Here is an 18,919-nt window from a genome sequence, read left to right on the forward strand (position 1 = left end):
ATGGATAAGAAGACTACCATAGATTGGCAGTTCTCATGCGAGTCTGCCAGAAATACGCTCAATCGGCACTATTCGCACGTTAATCCAAATAATATAAAATATAAAAAAACTAATTAAACAAGGTACTGAATCTGCACCAATTTGATTTTGTGTTGACCTTCCACGAAAAGCCCAACGAACCTCATCTAAAGTACCAGACTCTTCTGAACTCAAACATGGTCTTGGTCACTGCAAAAAAATCTTCTTTAGCCTCTAAGACTACTATCTCGCTCACGGAAGTAGCTGCATTGCCCTTAGCACTTCCTTTCAGTGGCTACACTACTATTCAGTTTTTTGAGGAATCGTTTAGCCAAAAAAACCTGAATCCGAATATATGTATGGAAATCAACGACATACCTACCTTATTTGAAATTGTAAAAACAGGACATTGGCATACTATTTTGAGTGATGCCAGTGTAAACGACCCCGAAGTAGTGGCAATCCCCATAGAAGGAGAAAATATGAAACGAAAAATAATGATTATCTCCCTTAAAGAAGCCTACGAAAAGCAGGCTGTAAAAAAACTGTATGAATTGCTGCGGGGGATTTGAGTTTTACAAACAGTGTGCCGCGATGCGGCTTAAATTCATTACTATGGCTTTTCACGCAATGTAAGTAACTAAGCAAAATTAGGATTTTGTTGCGCAATATCCCTAACCTTTTCAAACCCCATTCCGACTTTAGGCTGGGGACAAGAACTAACAACTAGAGGAAGGGCTTTAGCCCTGAATTTCAACTATGACACTTAAAAAATTCAGGGCTAAAGCCCCTTTGATATTGCCCTATTTTTAGCCCCAGCCTGAAGGCGTGGGGTTTGAGGAGATTCAGGCTATATTCACAATAAAGTCTTGTTTTATTTTGCTTAGCTACTTATAAATTTTTACATAATTATGTCATTTTAAACACATTACCAATAAAGAGCTGCTTTTTGTTTTAATATGTTCAACCTGAAATTACTTCACATAAACTAGTCTTTCTCCTCATAGGCTACAAACTCATAAGTAGCGTCGCCACCCGATACATTAAATCTCAAAAAGCCCCTCGAACCATGTGTGTTACCACGCCAAGAGGGTCGACCAGCGATGGCGCCTCCAGTAATGTAGTGGGTTTTTCCTGCTATATTTAAGTCCTCAAACCAGTGAATGTGTCCTTGAAGAACAAACTTGAGGTTATGGTCTTTAAAAAGGGTTAAGACTTCGTTACGGTTAGAAACTGGTGGCTGAGAAAAATAGCCGTTTTGAGGAGGATGCAAGTCATGATAAGTTGTAACCAACGGAATATGAGCGACTACCACCACGGGCGTTTCGGGTTTTACGCCAGCAAGGTCGCTTTTTATCCATTTTAACTGACCTTCATCCACTCTCCCAACATACTTATAGTTCTCTACATCCAGAACGTTTAAGACGATGAAGTGCCATCCTTTGTGGTCAAATGAATAGTAGGGGTCACCAAAATATCGCTTAAACATTCCTAGTTTATAGTCAGGATGCGATGAGTCCTCGGGGCTTTCCTCATATATCCCAAAGAGATCGTGGTTTCCTACGCAATTGTAAACTGGCACTTTAAATCTACGGGTCTGAGTGAGGTAATAGCTAAAAAGAGAATCTCCTTTTGCTCGATTTCCCCGCATGATGTCAAAAATCTGGTCTCCTCCTGAAAGTACAAAGTCAGGTTTTATTTGCTCTATTCGTTGTACTACCTTATTGAATGCTTTTTCTACGACGAGGTCAGGGCGAAGATGCATATCAGTCATAAAAACGAAGGAAAAATTTTCGTTTTGAGCCGAAACTGTTTCTAAACAGAAGCAGAAAAACAAAACAAATATAAAGTGCTTTATCATGAAATGACGATTTTTTAAAGGTATAACTGAAAAAGACACGGTTAAGGCTACGGCGTTAGATAAAGTAATCACAGATTGTCAATCCTTAACAACATAAGACATCCCCATCAAAAGCAAAAAACCTGAAGCGAATGATTCCTAAAAGAAGCCTACGAAAAGCAAGTCGTAAAAAAGCTGTATGAATAGCTGCGGAGGATTTAACCTTTTACATCTTTGTATTACTTTCATTAACTTCGACAGAACTTTGAAATGTATTTTCTGTATTATATATTTTTCACGTATTTTAGTAAAAAATAAAATCTAAAGGGTTATGAATTCTTCCCTCACAACACTTTTTCACGAAGCCGAACGGTTAGACAACCGTTCATTAGATACTTTTATTGCGGATATTCTCTCTTTACGTATTAGACGAAAAATCACTGATACTCAAAGAGAAGAAGCTATTTTATTAAAAAAAATCAACAAAAGCCTTCCTAGCGATCAAATAGAATATTTTAGAGTGTTGAATCAAAAACGATTAGAAGGAACCATCAGTGAGCAAGAGCATACGGAACTGCTAGTTTTGTTAGATAAAATTGAAAAGTTAAATGTAAGCCGTCTTAAATATTTAACCTCGCTTGCACGATTGCGAAAAGTTTCTGTACGTGAATTAATGACGCAATTAGGAATTTCGAACTCACTAAATGGCTAGATTGTATATTTCATCAAGCATCAAACAATCCATTATTGCAAGAGCTAAGGGATATTGTGAGTATTGTAAGAGCCCCGCTGATTTTACAACTGAGCCATTTTCCATAGAACATATCCTTCCCCTTTCTAAAAATGGTTCCAACGACTTCTTGAATTTAGCACTAGCCTGCCTTGGATGTAATATCTACAAATCTGACAAAACTACATTTATTGACCCTGTTTCATTACGGATTTCTGATTTATTTAATCCACGTACAATGAATTGGGAGGAACATTTTATATGGGATGAAACATTCACTTTGATGATTGGCAAAACCGCTACTGGACGTGCTACAATTGAGGCTTTAAAACTTAATCGCCGCCCATTGACCAACCTTAGGCGTGCTCTTATTGCCATTAGTGAGCATCCTCCTAAATAAAAGCCTTATGCAAAAGATGTACATACATGCCCAGTACTACTCCCAAATAGACTTGGCAGTATAGAGTGTAAGGTCTTTTATTTCGATATTATTTCCCCAAAATACCAGACCGTCTTTGCTATTGCTAGGTTTCCTTTCAAATGAATAGGAATAAGCGCCGTTGTCAATAAAAACTTCAACGGAAGTTTTATCGACATAAATATCCGCCATAATCTCCATAGAAGTCATGTCTTCGGGTGAGTAAAAAACCCCATTGACACGGTTGGAATTCAAATCATAATCAAGCAGCCGCTGCCCCCAAAGCGACACACCCGCACTTGTGGCGTGCGAAAGTTTGATTTTTGTCTTGATCCTAAACCTCTCCAAAGAAGGCAACGTTTTCAATTTTTCGTTGGCATCGACGGCCTTGAGTGAAGTCCATTGCCCCACGGTTGTAAACAACTGCTCCGTTTCTTTGACGGGTAGGCTCGTCAAACGCAAGCCATTTTTGGTAGTACGTAAACGGAGTTCGGTGGGCAGTAGCATCATGTGGTTGAAAGGCATAGCGGGTTGGGCTATTCTCCCCCACCCTATCTGAACCCTACGGGGGTCGCTTTGGGGCATATTGGTAAAGGTCTGCGCGGCATAAATACTACCAGTAGTGTAGTAATGTTTCCCTGATTCGGGCGTAAAAGTTTTACCGTCAAAATCCCCAATCATATACGTAGCCGAAGCACCGTACATCACCCATTTTGTTTTGTTTTTATTGCCATCGATAGGCAATTCAAACAAATCAGGACACTCCCAAAAGCCCGTCACATGGCTTTCATATTTCCATTCTTTGAGGTTTTTGGAAGTATAAATCGAGTGTCCGTCACGTTCGTTGAACACCATTACCCAATGATTACCAGGCTTATACCAAAACACCCTCGGGTCGCGCGTATCTCTACTGTTCCATTTTGCTTTTGAATCAATCAACGGGTTTTTATCGTATTTTGTCCAAGTGCGGCCTTTGTCCAAGCTGTACGCCATGCACTGCACTTCTTTTTCGGGATTGTCGACCGTAAAAAAAGCAATCATTGCGGGAATGTTGCCACGGTTAAAACCAGCGGTATTTTGATAGTCAATCACCGTCGAACCCGAAAACATCGTACCCATTGCATCGGGCGACAAAGCCGTAGGTAATTCTTCCCAGTGAACCATGTCTTTGCTCACAGCATGCCCCCACGACATATTTTCCCATTCTCTTTCATAAGGATTATGTTGGTAAAAAAGATGGTATTCCCCCTCGTAGAAAATCATGCCATTGGGGTCATTGATCCAACCTCGGCGCGTTGAAAAGTGAAATTGAGGGCGATTTTTTTCGCGATAAAGCGAATCCTGCCCCGCGATTTTATCATCTTGATAGATTTTACTCAAACCTTCTGACTTGCCATCATAGCTGATAGTAATGGTTTTGCCCTGCAATGCTGCCATGTCACAAAACACCCAATATTCGGGTTGGGCGGCCAATCGGATTTTGAAAGAGCGTTCGAGTTTGTCATCTATTTTAAACTGCATGATGCCTCTTTCTTGGGTCTGCGAGACAGGCAAGTTCAAGTATCTTTTGGTAATTTTGAAAGAAATAGTTTGGGCAGATAACGCCCCATAACAGAGCATCATCAAAGCAGTGAAGACTTTGCGTTTCAAAAGCGATTTCATTGGAGCGAAGATTGTTAAAAGCCAAAGGAACCAGAGCACTTCTTTTACTCCCAAAGTGGCATTAGGGTTTGAGAACTTTTGCAGCTAAGAATTCCAAAAATATTCCCTAAGGTCGGATTTGTACAAATTTACGGCTTGTTTGTACAATTTAGATAAATATTTAAACTTTATCTTTGTAGTCCTAAATCACCACGTATCATGTCTCGTTATTATTGGCTACTTTTTGGAATGCTAAGTGGGGGAATTTTTTCTTGCGCTCCCAAACTCCCCGAAGATGTAGCAGCGGCTTATCAAAACTTGCCCGCTGAATTGGATTACAATCTCCACGTCAAACCTATCTTGTCTGACAAATGTTTTGCGTGTCATGGCCCCGACAAAGCCAAGCAAAAAGCAGGATTGCGACTCGACATCGCCGACTTTGCCTTTGCCAGCCTACCCGAAAATCCTAGTAAAGTAGCCATCGACCCTGGCGACTTAGAAGATAGTGAGGTATTTCACCGCATCTTGTCGGCCGACCCCGACTACGTAATGCCTACGCCCGATTCGCACCTCCAACTGACAACTCAAGAAAAAGCAATCCTTATTAAATGGATAGAAAATGGTGCCGAATACAAACCACATTGGGCATTTGTAGCACCAGAAGAGCCTGACGTTCCGGATGTTAAAAATGAAGATTGGATAAAAAATCCGATTGATAATTTTATTCTGAAAAAACTGGAGCAAGAGCAACTAAAACCCGCTGCGATGGCCGATAAAGAGACGCTCCTTCGCCGTCTCTCGCTCGACCTCACGGGACTTCCGCCCACATTGCCCGAAATTGATGCTTTCCTGAAAGATAATTCTCCCAACGCCTACGAAAAGCAAGTGAACCGTTTGCTTGCGTCTCCTCACTATGGCGAAAAAATGGCGGTCGATTGGTTGGATTTAGCACGCTTTGCCGATTCGCACGGCTATACCGTAGACCGCCTGCGCGATATGTCGCCTTACCGCGATTGGGTGATCGGGGCTTTCAACCAAAATATGCCTTATGACAAATTTATTCATTGGCAACTCGCCGGCGATTTGATGCCCAAGCCTTCCAAAGAGATGCTCATTGCGACGGCTTTCAATCGCAATCACCAACAAAATATGGAAGGTGGTATCATCGAAGAAGAGTTTCAGACCGAATACGTCGTGGATCGCACTAATACCTTTGGGGACGCTTTTCTGGGTTTATCGGTAGGCTGTGCCAAATGCCACGACCATAAATATGACCCCATTTCACAAAAGAATTATTATGAATTGTTTAGCTTTTTCAACAATGTAAAAGAAGCTGGCCAAATCTCTTGGGATGATGCCATGCCTTCTCCAAGCTTGCTACTTCCTACAGCTCAACAAGAAAAAGTTTTGCATTTTATCAATACCCAAATCAAACAGCAAGAAGCCACCATAGCCAAAACCCAAGCTACATTTAGTAATTCTTTTAATCAATGGATAGCTTCTAAAGGGTATCAAAATTTAGGCAAACAGCCACTTCCGGCAGTGGGCTTGATAGCGCATTTTGGTTTTGAAAATGATTTAAAAAACAACCTCGCTCCACGTCAAATGGGGCGAATGTTGCGCGAAACAGGCGAAGAAACCGCCACTTTTACTAACCGAGGCCAAGGCAAAACTTTGAGTCTCAATGGCGACGTGTGGCTAGATTTAGACTGTGTGGGAGGCTATCGCAAATCACAACCTTTTAGCGTGGGCATTTGGGTCAATGTCCCAAAAAATCTCAAAGAAGGGGTCATCATTCACAAAAGCCAAGCCGAAAGATTGTACAATTTTAGGGGATGGCATTTGTATTTGAAAAACAATAAACTAGAGCTCAACATGGCGCATACAGCTCCCTCCGACGCCATTACGCGAGTTTCTACCCAATCTATTCCGCGTGATAAATGGATTCAACTCACCATCACCTATGATGGTTCTTCGCTGGCCAAAGGGCTGCGTGTTTATCTTAACGGCAACGAAATGCCTATGGAAACTACCATGGACCAACTTCAAAAAGATATTTTATTTAAATCTCGCGAACAGTCAGGTATTCAAGTAGGCGGATGGTGGCGCGGATGGGGCTTTACGGATGGCCAAGTAGATGATATTACTTTTTATGACCGTGTATTGACGCCTTATGAATTGAAAGTGTTAGCTCAGAAAGCCAATTGGAATGCTATAGCCCAAAAAATACCTGCTCAACTTTCAACCCCTGAGTTGACCATTTTAAAGGAATATTACCTTTCAGCCTTAGAGCCTAATACGCTGATGGCACGCCAAAAGCTGCAACAACTGCGCTCCAATCTGGCCGACTCGACGGCGAAAATAAAAGAACTGATGGTGATGCAAGAAATGCCCCAACGCAAAAAAGCTCACATTTTGCTCCGAGGCAATTACGACGCTTTGGGGGAGGAAGTATTTCCCAATACGCCCGAAAATATCTTACCCTTTCCCAAAAACTTTCCAAAAAATCGCTACGGATTGGCGCAGTGGCTTACCCACGAAGACAACCCACTCACGGTTCGTGTGGCAGTCAATCGTCTATGGCAAAATTTCTTTGGCACGGGTTTGGTCAAAACCACTGAAGACTTTGGCAACCAAGGTGAGCTACCAAGTCATTTAGAGTTGTTGGATTATTTAGCGATTTCGTTTCGGGAAAACAATTGGGATATCAAACAATTGAATAAGCTCATTGTGATGTCGGCCACTTACCAACAAGACTCTCGACCCACGCGCGAAGCCCGCGAAAAAGACCCCGAAAATCGTTGGCTTTCTCACGGCCCCGCCAATAGAATGACCGCCGAGATGATTCGAGACAATGCGCTGGCAGCTAGTGGATTATTGAACCCCAAAATTGGCGGAGAAAGTGTAAAACCTTATCAACCCGATGGTTTATGGCAAATCAACAGTGCCAATTATGTAGCTGACTCTGGCGACAAAGTGTATCGGAGGAGTTTGTATATTTTGGCAAAAAGAGCTGTTCCTAATCCCACCCTTGCTACTTTCGACGCCACCTCGCGGAGTTTTTGCGTAGTGCGTCGTCAAAAAACCAATACACCTCTGCAAGCATTGGTTACGCTCAATGACCCTACTTTTGTGGAAGCAGCCAAAGTAATAGGCGAACAAATGACCAGAATTCCTGAAAGTAAACAAGCGATTGGCATTGTATATCGCAAACTGACGGGTCGTCGTCCTTCATCCAAAGAGTTAGTGCTTTTGGTACAACTGCGCGAATCGCAGCTTCAAAAATTCAAAGCAAATCCGGCCAAAGTAAACGGATGGCTGCAAGCAGGTCAGTACAAGATTGATACTAACCTTGATGCTCCGCTCATTGCAGCCAATGCCGTAGTAGCTAGTACTATATTAAACTCAGATGCCAGTATCACCAAGAGATAAGCACGCTATGTCACATCATCACGACGAAGAATTCAGGCTGCATACTCCTGATTTTCAAGAACTAAACAAACGTCTCGACCGACGGCATTTTCTCACCAAAACCTCGTTAGGGTTAGGGGCTTTGGCGGTGGGGTCTTTGTTTGGAGCCAAGCACCTTTTTGGAGCATCGCCCAAAATTGCCGAAGAAAGTTCGGCTAATCTTGAAGAAGAAATTCTGAAAGCACTGCCCCATATTGCCCCTAAAGCCAAACGTGTGGTCTACCTTTTTATGAGCGGAGGGCCTTCTCAATTTGAGACTTTTGATTACAAACCTAAGCTCTATGATATTGCGGGCCAAAACCTACCCGACTCAGTGCGGAAAGGACAACGCCTCACCGGTATGAGTGCCAACCAGAGTGCACTGCCTGTAGTGCCTTCGATTTATAAATTCAAGCAGCACGGAAAAAACCAAACGTGGGTAAGCGAACTCTTGCCTTATACGGCGCAAGTAGTAGATGAGCTTTGTATTGTAAAATCGATTCATTCGGAAGCCATCAACCACGACCCTGCCATCACTTTTTTACAAACTGGCAACCAACTCCCCGGCCGCCCTTCGATTGGCTCATGGGTAAGCTACGGGCTTGGATCTGACAATCAAAACTTGCCTACTTTTATTGTGTTGGTTTCCAAAAATGCCCCCAAAGACCAGCCCCTATACGCCCGTCTTTGGGGCAATGGATTCTTACCTTCCAAACACCAAGGGGTGCAGTTTAGGTCGGGCAAAGATCCCGTTTTGTTTCTCAATAATCCCGAAGGCTACGACGGCAAAGACCGCAAAGAAATGCTCGACTACCTTAGCAAACTCAATCAGTTTCAGAACGAACCTTACGGCGACCCCGAAGTCGAAGCACGCATTGCACAATACGAAATGGCTTATCGTATGCAAACCTCTGTACCCGAAGTAATGGATTTGTCGGGGGAATCTGAGGAAGTATTTCAGCTATATGGCCCCGATAGCCGTGATGCTGGTACTTACGCGGCCAATTGTATTTTGGCTCGAAAACTGCTAGAAAAAGATGTTAAGTTTGTGCAGCTTTATCACCAAGGGTGGGATCAGCATGGCAGCCTTCCCAAAGGAATTGCGAATCAATGCAAACAGGTAGATCAAGCCACCGCCGCTCTCATCATTGATCTCAAACGCCGTGGAATGTTGGACGATACCCTCGTGATTTGGGGAGGGGAGTTTGGTCGTACGGTATATTCACAAGGCAAACTTACCCCCGACAACTACGGCCGCGACCACCACCCGCGTTGTTTTACGATGTGGATGGCAGGTGCAGGTATAAAATCAGGATTTAGCTACGGCGAAACCGACGATTTTAGCTACAACATCATCAAAGATCCCGTTCATGTCCATGACTTCCACGCCACGCTTATGCACCTCTTAGGGGTTGACCACGAACGTCTTACTTACAAATTCCAAGGCCGTCGTTTCCGCCTTACCGACGTGCATGGCAAATTGGTAAAAGGGATTTTGGCGTAGAGACGTTGCATGCAACGTCTCTACAATACAATCATTAAAAAATTCACAATCCAAATTGCCCCAAATTGTGTCGATTCTTCGGAAAATATTGTTCCTGTCATTCATTGTTGTCGTAGAGACGTTGCATGCAACGTCTCTACCGCATGCAACCTCTACGCAACAGACAACATCGCAACAGACGTTGCATGCAACGTCTCTACCGCATGCAACCTCTACGCAACAGACAACATCGCAACAGACGTTGCATGCAACGTCTCTACCACACGCAACCTCTACGCAACAGACAACATCGCAACAGACGTTGCATGCAACGTCTCTACAACGACAACAACAAACAATTCCTCCTACCTACAACGTAATCTGGACGACGCCTAGTCAAAATTCATCAGAATCTATGCCTTGTGGCGGTGGCGATATTGGACTTAATGTGTGGGTTGAAAATGGTGATGTTCTTTTTTACCTCTCCCGTAGCGGCACTTTTGATGAAAACAACGCCATGCTCAAACTCGGAAGAGTCAGACTCAAACTTTCGTCCAACCCCTTCAATGACAACACTTTTCGCCAAGAACTTCGATTGCAAGAAGGTGGTGTACGTATCAGCGGCAACAATACCGTGCTCAATCTATGGGTAGATGTATTCCGTCCTGTGGTTCATATTGACATACAAAGCCCCAAACCCACCAAAATCACCACAACTTACGAATCGTGGCGCTATGAAGATCGCCTTGTACAGGGTTCTGCTTTACGCGAAAATTCATATAAAATACCGCAAAAATTTGAGGTAAAAACCTATAAAGACGATATTCGTTTCGGGGAAAATGAAATCTTCTTTGTCCACCGCAATCGTAACGACCTCGACAACGCTTTCGACTATACTGTCCGCTTAGAAGGTATGGAGGAGGTTAAATCCGAACTTTATACCCCTCTTAAGAACAACACGTTTGGAGGAATAATAAAAGGAATAAACATGAAACCTGTGGGCGAAAGTACAGGTAAGTATGCTGATACTGACTTCCGAGGATGGACGTTGGAAAGTGTCAAACCCACTCGTTTACAAAATATCGAAATTGCCTTACACGTAGCACAAACTTCCACACTCGAAGAATGGACTACAGGACTCAGGAAAATACAAACGGATGCTTTTCAAAATAAAAAAACAGCACTCACTCAAACTCAGGCATGGTGGCGACAATTTTGGGAAAGAAGCTACATAGTAATTGAAGGTGCAGACAGCACTATTTCGCGCAATTATCAGCTATTTCGTTATCAACTTGGCTGTAATGCTTATGGACAATGGCCTACCAAATTCAACGGAGGACTTTTTACTTTCGACCCTGTTTTTGTGGATAAAAAATACAATCACACCCCCGACTTTAGACTTTGGGGTGGTGGTACCATGACCGCCCAAAATCAGCGCCTTGTCTATTTTCCTATGCTCAAAAGCGGGGATTTTAATATGCTAAAACCCCAATTTGATTTTTATTTACGTTCTCAGCACAATGCCGAATTACGTTCAAAAATATATTGGAAACATGCCGGGGCTTGCTTTACCGAACAAATCGAAAACTTTGGTCTCCCTAATCCCTTCGAATACGGTTACAAGCGTCCCGAAGGCTACGACCCTGGCATGGAATACAACGCTTGGCTTGAATACCAATGGGATACCGTCTTTGAATTTTGTCTGATGATGCTCGAAACAGAGCGTTATGAAGGCCGAAATATTACATCTTACATTCCGTTTATCGAAAGCTGCCTCACTTTTTTTGATGAACACTATCAATGGCTCGCCAAACAGCGCGGCACCAAAGCCTTAGACGAAAAAGGTCACTATGTATTTTATCCTAGTTCGGCCTGCGAAACCTTCAAAATGACCTACAATTCGGCAACGGTCATTGCGGCTTTAAAAGTAATTCTTACCCGAATGTTGGAGCTTCCCGACTCCTATTTAGGAACTTCTCAGCGACAAAAATGGACTGCCATGCTCAACCGTATTCCACCGTTACCTTTTCAGGAATTTGAAGGACAAAAAACCCTCGCTCCTGCGGTAGCATGGATGCGCGTCCAAAATTCCGAAACCCCTCAACTTTATCCCGTGTTTCCGTGGGGATTATATGGTATTGGTAAACCTGACTTGGAAGTAGCCGTCAATACCTACAAACACGACCCTCATGCTATCAAATTTAGAAGTCATATCGGATGGCGACAGTATAGCATTTTTGCGGCAAGGTTGGGATTGACCAACGACGCTATGGAACTTACCCGTCTTAAGTTTCAAAATTCCAATCATCGCTTTCCTACTTTTTGGGGACCCGGTTTTGACTGGACTCCAGATCACAATTGGGGAGGCTCAGCCATGATTGGACTCCAAGAAATGCTAATGCAAGTAGATGATAAAAAGATTTATCTTTTGCCCGCTTGGCCCAAGCAATGGAACGTCAAATTTAAACTCCACGCGCCTTATAATACTACGATAGAAGGTGAAGTCAAAAACGGAAAAATAGAAGCTCTCAAAGTAACACCCACCTCACGAACTAGCGATGTGATACTTCCTTATTAAAATAAAGGGTGCTCAATTTTGTACTAAACCAGCCTTATCGGATACTAAATAGTGGGCTTAGTTGGACAAGGCAATGATTTATAATTTCATCAATTTTCCCCAACTTCTTTTTTCCGTTTGTGTTTCCAACGATTATGAGACCACAGCCACTCTGCGGGATGCCGTCGGATGGCTTGTTCGAGTAAGTTTTTATAAAGACGGGTGATTTCACCATCTGGCAAATCATCATAAGGAGGCTCAGCTACCTTATGAAACAACACAGTATAATATCCCCTGCCTGTTCGATACATTTCTCCAAACACCACGGGCATTTTGGTAGTACGGGCGATTTTTTCAGTTCCTGGAAAAAAACCAGTTTCATGATTCAAAAACGGAAACCAATAGGCATGTTCAGGTTCGTGGGGCGATTGGTCGGCCACAAGCCCGGTAGTGCGAATTATTTTTCGACGAGCTACTACTTCCCGCATTAGCCGCTGCATCGGAATAGGATATACCTCAAAAGACGACCTTACTCGAAACATAAAATCATCCGATTTTTTGTCGGTCAATGTTTTATAGACTACATCCACCGGAATACCACGCGTAGTAAGTGCCCCCGGTACCCACTCCCAATTAGCAACGTGAGCACTAAAAGACAGGAAGGATTGCCCTTGTTGGATATATCCCTGCGGCAATTCAAAATTGTCAATCTTTACGCGCTGCTGAAGTTCTTTAGGACTTAGGTAAGGAAGCTTCAAAGTTTCTACAAACAAATCTGCCAAAAGCTGATAAAATTCTCGGGCAATTTGTCGAATTTCTTGGGGAGATTTCTCAGGAAAAGATTCCGTTAAATTTTGGATAACGAGTTTTTTACGATAGCCCACTACATAGTAAATCAGCCCGTAGAATACATCCGATATTTTATACAATACACTCAAGGGTAAATGCCCTAGCCAGCCAAAAAGCCACATTGATTACGCTATTTTATGAATTTAGTAAACGACCAAAACAAGTCTGCTCGTTAGAAATCGTTTAAATTTGAAAAGCAAAGTTAGTAAATGAAGCCATGAATTTTGCTTATAACACACATTCTCAATCATAAGCCTATGCCACGTCCTTATATTCTGGCCGAAACCAATTGGAAAGCCGTCAAAAACACCTCCTACGACTTAGCTATTTTGCCATGGGGAGCCACGGAAGCTCACAACTATCACCTTCCTTATGCTACCGACAACTACGAAGCCGATGCCATAGCCATCGAAGCCGCACGCATTGCTTGGGAACAAGGCCGCAAAGTAGTGGTATTGCCAACAGTCCCTTTTGGCGTAAACACGGGGCAGTCCGATATACCTCTTTGCTTGAATATATACCCTAGTACCCAAATGGCGATTTTGAGAGACATCGCCGAGGTAGTTTCGCGAAGTGGTATCCAAAAGCTGTTGGTATTTAATAGTCATGGCGGCAATGATTTCAAACAAATCATCAGAGAGGTAGGTGCCCAAGTACCTGATGTATGGATAAGTACTTGTTTTTGGTTTAGAGCACTTGACGGCAAACAGTACTTTGAGCAACCCGGCGACCACGCTGACGAAACCGAAACCAGCCTTTTGCTGCATTTACATCCTGAGTTGGTTTTGCCACTTACTGAAGCAGGTGAAGGCAAGGCTCGCACCAGCAAAATCAACGCCTTACGCGAAGGCTGGGCCTGGGCCGAACGCCGCTGGACTCAAGTCACTGACGACACTGGTGTAGGAAACCCAAAATACGCCACCGCCGAAAAAGGCCAGCGTTTTTTTGAAGAACTTACTCAAAAAGTGGGTGCGTTTTTGGTAGAAATTGCCGACGCAGACACTCAGCATCTTTACGAATAATCGTTCCTAAAGCTAGAACTTAAAACGACTTTGCTTAAAGAGTGATTTGTACTTTCCTTCTTTTTTAGCCCTTAAAAAAGGTTTTTAGAAAAAAAATTTATGATTTTTTTGATACTATCACTCAAATTACTTTATTTACATAATCACTATTGTTTTTTAGCACATTGTCAGTAAGAATAGAATTACAGTACTTGCCTAGTTTAGAATACTTTGCATGTTTATTGAAATACGGAGAAGCGGAAATAGAAGCACATGAATATTTTGTAAAGCAGACCTACCGCAATCGCTGCCATATTCTTACAGCCAATGGTTTAGATACCTTGGTGATTCCAGTGTTACATACTGGTGGAAAAATGCCTATTAGAGAGGTAAAGATAGATTATTCTCAATCATGGGTAAAGCGACATTGGGGTGCCATCGTCGCAGCATATGGCAAGGCTCCTTACTTTGAATATTTTGGGAGCGATTTTGAGCGAATTTTCCAAAGAAAAACAACCTTTTTGTTTGATTTTAACTGGGAACTGCTGACAATCTGTCTGAAACTGCTACGCCTCACCCCGACAATCCGTCTAAGCAATCTGTACAATAATGAGGTAGAAAACGGCCATATTGACGCACTTTCACAAATTCACCCTAAAAAGTCGCACAGGCACAACAATTTCTACCAATCTGTTGTTTATCAACAAAACTTTGGGAATGAATTTGTCCCTAATTTAAGCGTGATTGACCTACTGATGTGCCAAGGAGCAGAGGCAACCCCCATCCTAAAGCGCTCACTAAACGTAAATTGAACGAAGTAAGAGGATTATTCGTTACTGATGTAGATACATCTTTTAGCCATGCACCTCAATTTCTAGCCTTGAAAGAATCATCAATAAATGGAAGCAAAATTTTCAAACCGCGTCAAAGAAGTCATTCAGCTCAGCCGTGAAGAAGCAATCCGTCTTGGGCATGATTATATCGGCACCGAGCATCTGATCTTAGGAATGATTCGAGAAGGAGAAGGTGTGGCTTTAGCCTTGTTAAAAAAATTGGGCGTATCGTTGGATGAGCTCCGGGTTACGATTGAACAAGTAACCAAAGGTACGGCTACCAACAATGTCAAGAATTTGGCTAACATTCCACTGACTCGACAATCAGAGAAAGTCCTTAAAATCACCTACTTAGAAGCCAAAATTTTTAAAAGCCCACTTATTGGCACAGAGCATCTGCTGCTGTCCATTCTGCGTGACCCCGACAACCTAGCCTCGCAGATTTTAGCCAAGTTTAATGTAAACTATGAAATCGTTAAGGAAATGTTAGAGTATCAATCATCAGGCACCAAACCACACGCTGGTCCCGAAACTGACGACGATGATGAGCGGAGTATGTTCAGTGGAGGTTCGCAGCAAGGAAAAGACCCAAAAAGTGCCGAAAAGTCGCGTACACCTGTATTAGACAACTTCGGCCGTGACCTTACTAAGATGGCTGAATTGGGCAAATTAGACCCTATTGTAGGCCGTGAAAAAGAAATCGAACGTGTAGCCCAAGTCCTAAGCCGCCGCAAGAAAAACAACCCCGTCCTTATTGGAGAACCTGGTGTTGGTAAAACAGCAATTGCCGAAGGATTGGCATTGAGAATTGTACAGAAGAAAGTATCACGGGTGCTTTTTGGCAAACGTGTCGTAACCCTTGATTTGGCTTCATTGGTGGCAGGTACTAAGTACCGTGGCCAATTTGAAGAACGTATGAAAGCCGTAATGAATGAACTAGAAAAATCACCCGAAGTGATTCTGTTCATTGATGAGCTTCATACCATCGTAGGTGCAGGTGGGGCTTCTGGCTCGCTCGATGCTTCTAATATGTTTAAGCCAGCTTTAGCCCGGGGCGACATCCAATGCATTGGAGCTACTACTCTTGACGAATACCGTCAGTATATCGAAAAAGATGGCGCTTTGGCTCGCCGCTTTCAGATAGTGATGGTAGATGCACCAAGCGTAGAAGAAACTATCGAAATCCTGAACAATATCAAAGATAAATACGAGGATCACCACCACGTAAACTATACGGAAGACGCGATTGCACAAGCCGTAAAGTTATCTGAACGCTATATTACTGATCGCTTCTTGCCCGACAAAGCCATCGATGTATTGGATGAAGTAGGAGCACGCGTACACATCAGCAATATTACTGTTCCAGAAGATATTGTGGTTTTGGAACAACAAATAGAAGAAATCAAAAAACAGAAAAACCTCGTCGTAAAAAGCCAAAAATACGAAGAGGCAGCTCAACTCCGCGACCGTGAGAAAAAACTTTTGGATCAACTCGACCGTGCCAAAATCGCATGGGAAGAAGAAACAAAAAAACGTCGCTATACCGTAACGGAAGAAAATGTAGCCGAAGTAGTAGCCATGATGACTGGTATTCCGGTCAATCGGGTAGCTCAAAACGAAGGCCAAAAACTCCTCGGTATGGGCGACCAGCTCAAAGGTAGAGTAATTGGGCAAAACCTGCCAATCGAAAAATTGACCAAGGCGATTCAGCGTACTCGGGTAGGTCTCAAAGACCCTAAGAAACCTATTGGTTCGTTTATTTTCCTCGGCCCAACAGGTGTTGGAAAAACTGAGTTGGCTAAAGTATTGGCAACTTATCTTTTCGATAAAGAAGATGCCCTTGTGCGTATCGATATGAGCGAATACATGGAGAAATTCAGCGTATCTCGACTCATAGGAGCGCCTCCGGGCTATGTAGGCTACGAAGAAGGTGGTCAACTTACCGAAAAGATTCGTCGCAAGCCTTACAGCGTGGTGCTTTTGGATGAAATCGAAAAAGCACACCCCGACGTGTTCAATATCCTACTCCAAGTTTTGGATGATGGTATCTTGACCGACGGGCTTGGTCGCCGTGTGGATTTCCGCAATACCATCATTATCATGACTTCAAACATTGGAGTTCGTGACTTGAAAGATTTCGGTAGCGGTATCGGTTTTGCGACCAAAGCCAAATCCGAAAATCAGGATGAAATCATGAAAACAACCATCCAAAATGCGTTGCGGAAAGCTTTCTCTCCTGAGTTCTTGAACCGTCTTGATGATGTGATTGTGTTTAACTCGCTTCAACGCGAAGATATTCACCGTATCATTGATATTTCGTTGGCCAAGTTGTTTAATCGTGTCACTAATTTGGGTTATAAAGTAGAGCTAACCGAAAAAGCCAAAGACTTCTTGTCTGAAAAAGGCTATGATCAGCAATACGGCGCTCGTCCTCTCAATAGAGCCATCCAAAAATACTTGGAAGACCCCGTGGCAGAAGAAATCTTAAAAGGGGACTTACGCGAAGGTGATACACTCCTTGCCGACCATGAAGAAGGTAGCGAAAACTTAGTAATTACGGTTAGAAAAAAAGAAGAAGAAGTAATCAACTAAGTTTGCCGAAGTAAGGATAGATAGGAAGCTTTTCCTAAAAAGCTTTTTTCTAAAAAATACATTTTTTTAATCAAAAAGGGTACGGTCTTTGATTGTACCTTTTTTGATTTTGGATGCTATCGGATATGAACCTACCTTTACTTCAGCACTTTTCAGGAATTTCTCTTTGTGAAATGACTTCGGTTCAATTAATGAATCGGGTAGACACAAAGTTTTTGTTTCCACGAAAAAAGCTTACTGACATCATTTTTCAGCTAAAAGATCATTATCATATCCTCGAAATAGCTCATAAAAGGATATTCCGTTATGATACACTCTATTTTGATACTCCTGAGCGACTACTTTATCATCAACACCTGCGCGGCGAACTTACCCGCTACAAAATCCGCACACGACGATATGTAGATACGGATACTGGTTTTTTTGAGGTAAAAAGCAGGAATAACAAATATCGTACCATCAAAAATAGAATTCAGGTTTCGGAGATAGATGAGCATCTATGCCTCCAAAGTCGCCAATTTTTATCCCAACAGCTTCCACATCTTCCTCTCAAACTCGACCCTGTGTTGTGGGTCTACTATCATCGATTTACGCTTATCAACAAAAATGTACCCGAACGAGTGACGTTTGACCTTAACTTATGGTTTCGATGGCAGCATACATCTCAAGCCTATCCTCATCTAGCCATTGCTGAGGTCAAGCAAGAGCATACACTCCATACTCCTTTCTTAGAGTTAATGAAAAAAATGGAAATACGTCAAGGAGGAATCAGCAAATACTGCCTTGGGCTCAGTAGCCTTGAGCCTCACCTCCGTCGCAATACATTTAAGCCGGCTTTGTCTAAAATCAACCATTTGCAAGAATATTGAAACAATCTTTACTATCAACTATGGCCTCCCCTTCTGCTCATTCCGACTTATTTTTTCAGATTGGCCTTGATATATTCAGCATGGTCATTCTACTACGACTTATCTACTTTCCTACCTATCGAAATACAGAATTCGTCTTTACGTTTTTTGTATTTAATCTTATCATTTTTTCAATCACCTATTTACTCAACCAAGTCGAAGTTTCGATGGGGGCAGCCTTTGGATTGTTTGCCGTATTTTCAATGCTTCGTTATCGAACCGAAGGCATTTCAATGCGTGATATGACTTATCTTTTTTTGGTCATTGCACTAGGTCTTATTCATGGTATTGCTGCAAGTTCAGTAGGTATCACAGCCATTATGACCACCCTGCTATTATTTTTTACTTATGTTTTTGAAGGAGACTTTCTATACCGCCGCGAGCATATCAAAGAGATTATGTATGATAAAATCTCCCTCATTACCGCCGAGCGACGCCAAGAACTTATCGATGACATCCAAGAACGCACTGGGCTTAAAATCAACCGAGTAGAGGTCGAAAAACTTGATTTTTTGCGAGATGTGGCATATCTAAAAATCTATTATTATTAACAAAAAAAGGCCAAATACGGCCTTTTTTTGTTAATAATAATATGAGAT

Annotated in this window: 14 protein-coding genes; 11 read left to right on the forward strand and 3 right to left on the reverse strand. The window is 42.6% G+C overall.

The annotated features are described in order from the left end of the window. Positions 1 to 131 precede the first annotated feature (131 nt). Positions 132 to 590: a LysR family transcriptional regulator substrate-binding protein gene (locus P1X15_RS20545; protein WP_277340156.1), complete on the forward strand. Its 459-nt coding sequence runs from the start codon at positions 132 to 134 to the stop codon at positions 588 to 590. 416 nt (positions 591 to 1,006) lie between these two features. Here the strand turns inward: P1X15_RS20545 and P1X15_RS20550 are convergent, their stop codons facing one another. After that, complete coding sequence (locus P1X15_RS20550; protein WP_277340015.1) at positions 1,007 to 1,879, reverse strand: metallophosphoesterase; 873 nt, start codon at positions 1,877 to 1,879, stop codon at positions 1,007 to 1,009. Between the two features lie 310 nt (positions 1,880 to 2,189). On the opposite strand from P1X15_RS20550, the gene P1X15_RS20555 reads away from it, so the two are divergent. Together P1X15_RS20555 and P1X15_RS20560 are read left to right on the forward strand one after the other, a co-directional pair. Next, complete coding sequence (locus P1X15_RS20555; protein ID WP_277340016.1) at positions 2,190 to 2,570, forward strand: hypothetical protein; 381 nt, start codon at positions 2,190 to 2,192, stop codon at positions 2,568 to 2,570. Continuing rightward, complete coding sequence (locus tag P1X15_RS20560; RefSeq protein WP_277340017.1) at positions 2,563 to 2,988, forward strand: HNH endonuclease; 426 nt, start codon at positions 2,563 to 2,565, stop codon at positions 2,986 to 2,988. The genes P1X15_RS20555 and P1X15_RS20560 overlap by 8 nt, the downstream gene beginning before the upstream one ends. Positions 2,989 to 3,024: 36 nt before the next feature. Here P1X15_RS20560 and P1X15_RS20565 read toward each other — a convergent pair whose 3' ends face one another. Beyond that, on the reverse strand, positions 3,025 to 4,668 hold the full coding sequence (locus P1X15_RS20565; RefSeq protein WP_277340018.1) for a glycoside hydrolase family 32 protein: 1,644 nt from the start codon (positions 4,666 to 4,668) through the stop codon (positions 3,025 to 3,027). A 198-nt stretch (positions 4,669 to 4,866) separates the two neighbouring features. Here P1X15_RS20565 and P1X15_RS20570 point away from each other — a divergent pair, with 198 nt between their 5' ends. The 3 genes from P1X15_RS20570 to P1X15_RS20580 all read left to right on the forward strand — a co-directional run bounded on the left by P1X15_RS20570 (position 4,867) and on the right by P1X15_RS20580 (position 12,158). Continuing rightward, positions 4,867 to 8,079 (forward strand): DUF1553 domain-containing protein, encoded by a 3,213-nt coding sequence (locus tag P1X15_RS20570; protein WP_277340019.1) that lies wholly within the window; start codon positions 4,867 to 4,869, stop codon positions 8,077 to 8,079. Between the two features lie 7 nt (positions 8,080 to 8,086). Further along, complete coding sequence (locus tag P1X15_RS20575) at positions 8,087 to 9,601, forward strand: DUF1501 domain-containing protein (RefSeq protein ID WP_277340020.1); 1,515 nt, start codon at positions 8,087 to 8,089, stop codon at positions 9,599 to 9,601. Positions 9,602 to 9,902: 301 nt separating this feature from the next. After that, positions 9,903 to 12,158 (forward strand): DUF5703 domain-containing protein, encoded by a 2,256-nt coding sequence (locus P1X15_RS20580; RefSeq protein ID WP_277340021.1) that lies wholly within the window; start codon positions 9,903 to 9,905, stop codon positions 12,156 to 12,158. 89 nt (positions 12,159 to 12,247) lie between these two features. On the opposite strand, the gene P1X15_RS20585 is transcribed toward P1X15_RS20580, so the two are convergent. Then, complete coding sequence (locus tag P1X15_RS20585) at positions 12,248 to 13,108, reverse strand: lysophospholipid acyltransferase family protein (protein ID WP_277340022.1); 861 nt, start codon at positions 13,106 to 13,108, stop codon at positions 12,248 to 12,250. Positions 13,109 to 13,243: 135 nt separating this feature from the next. Here P1X15_RS20585 and P1X15_RS20590 point away from each other — a divergent pair, with 135 nt between their 5' ends. The 5 genes from P1X15_RS20590 (at position 13,244) to P1X15_RS20610 (ending at position 18,871) form a co-directional block, all read left to right on the forward strand. Next, positions 13,244 to 14,008 (forward strand): creatininase family protein, encoded by a 765-nt coding sequence (locus P1X15_RS20590; protein ID WP_277340023.1) that lies wholly within the window; start codon positions 13,244 to 13,246, stop codon positions 14,006 to 14,008. A gap of 191 nt (positions 14,009 to 14,199) precedes the next feature. Further along, positions 14,200 to 14,799, forward strand: coding sequence for a WbqC family protein (locus P1X15_RS20595; RefSeq protein ID WP_277340024.1), 600 nt, complete (start codon positions 14,200 to 14,202; stop codon positions 14,797 to 14,799). An 87-nt stretch (positions 14,800 to 14,886) separates the two neighbouring features. Beyond that, on the forward strand, positions 14,887 to 17,412 hold the full coding sequence (locus P1X15_RS20600; protein ID WP_277340025.1) for an ATP-dependent Clp protease ATP-binding subunit: 2,526 nt from the start codon (positions 14,887 to 14,889) through the stop codon (positions 17,410 to 17,412). A gap of 191 nt (positions 17,413 to 17,603) precedes the next feature. Beyond that, the gene (locus tag P1X15_RS20605; protein ID WP_277340026.1) at positions 17,604 to 18,281 is read left to right on the forward strand and encodes a polyphosphate polymerase domain-containing protein; all 678 of its coding nucleotides are present in this window, start codon (positions 17,604 to 17,606) and stop codon (positions 18,279 to 18,281) included. A 20-nt stretch (positions 18,282 to 18,301) separates the two neighbouring features. Further along, on the forward strand, positions 18,302 to 18,871 hold the full coding sequence (locus tag P1X15_RS20610) for a DUF4956 domain-containing protein (RefSeq protein ID WP_277340027.1): 570 nt from the start codon (positions 18,302 to 18,304) through the stop codon (positions 18,869 to 18,871). Positions 18,872 to 18,919 lie beyond the last annotated feature (48 nt).

Source organism: Runella sp. MFBS21, from assembly GCF_029433105.1.
In the GTDB taxonomy this organism is placed as follows: Bacteria; Bacteroidota; Bacteroidia; order Cytophagales; family Spirosomataceae; genus Runella.

Excerpts from the sequence above, each read along its gene's own strand:
- P1X15_RS20550 (WP_277340015.1), bottom strand. The coding sequence starts at position 1,879 with ATGATAAAGCACTTTATATTTGTTTTGTTTTTCTGCTTCTGTTTAGAA.
- P1X15_RS20555 (WP_277340016.1), top strand. The coding sequence starts at position 2,190 with ATGAATTCTTCCCTCACAACACTTTTTCACGAAGCCGAACGGTTAGAC.
- P1X15_RS20560 (WP_277340017.1), top strand. The coding sequence starts at position 2,563 with ATGGCTAGATTGTATATTTCATCAAGCATCAAACAATCCATTATTGCA.
- P1X15_RS20565 (WP_277340018.1), bottom strand. The coding sequence starts at position 4,668 with ATGAAATCGCTTTTGAAACGCAAAGTCTTCACTGCTTTGATGATGCTC.
- P1X15_RS20570 (WP_277340019.1), top strand. The coding sequence starts at position 4,867 with ATGTCTCGTTATTATTGGCTACTTTTTGGAATGCTAAGTGGGGGAATT.
- P1X15_RS20575 (WP_277340020.1), top strand. The coding sequence starts at position 8,087 with ATGTCACATCATCACGACGAAGAATTCAGGCTGCATACTCCTGATTTT.
- P1X15_RS20585 (WP_277340022.1), bottom strand. The coding sequence starts at position 13,108 with ATGTGGCTTTTTGGCTGGCTAGGGCATTTACCCTTGAGTGTATTGTAT.
- P1X15_RS20590 (WP_277340023.1), top strand. The coding sequence starts at position 13,244 with ATGCCACGTCCTTATATTCTGGCCGAAACCAATTGGAAAGCCGTCAAA.
- P1X15_RS20600 (WP_277340025.1), top strand. The coding sequence starts at position 14,887 with ATGGAAGCAAAATTTTCAAACCGCGTCAAAGAAGTCATTCAGCTCAGC.
- P1X15_RS20605 (WP_277340026.1), top strand. The coding sequence starts at position 17,604 with ATGAATCGGGTAGACACAAAGTTTTTGTTTCCACGAAAAAAGCTTACT.
- P1X15_RS20610 (WP_277340027.1), top strand. The coding sequence starts at position 18,302 with ATGGCCTCCCCTTCTGCTCATTCCGACTTATTTTTTCAGATTGGCCTT.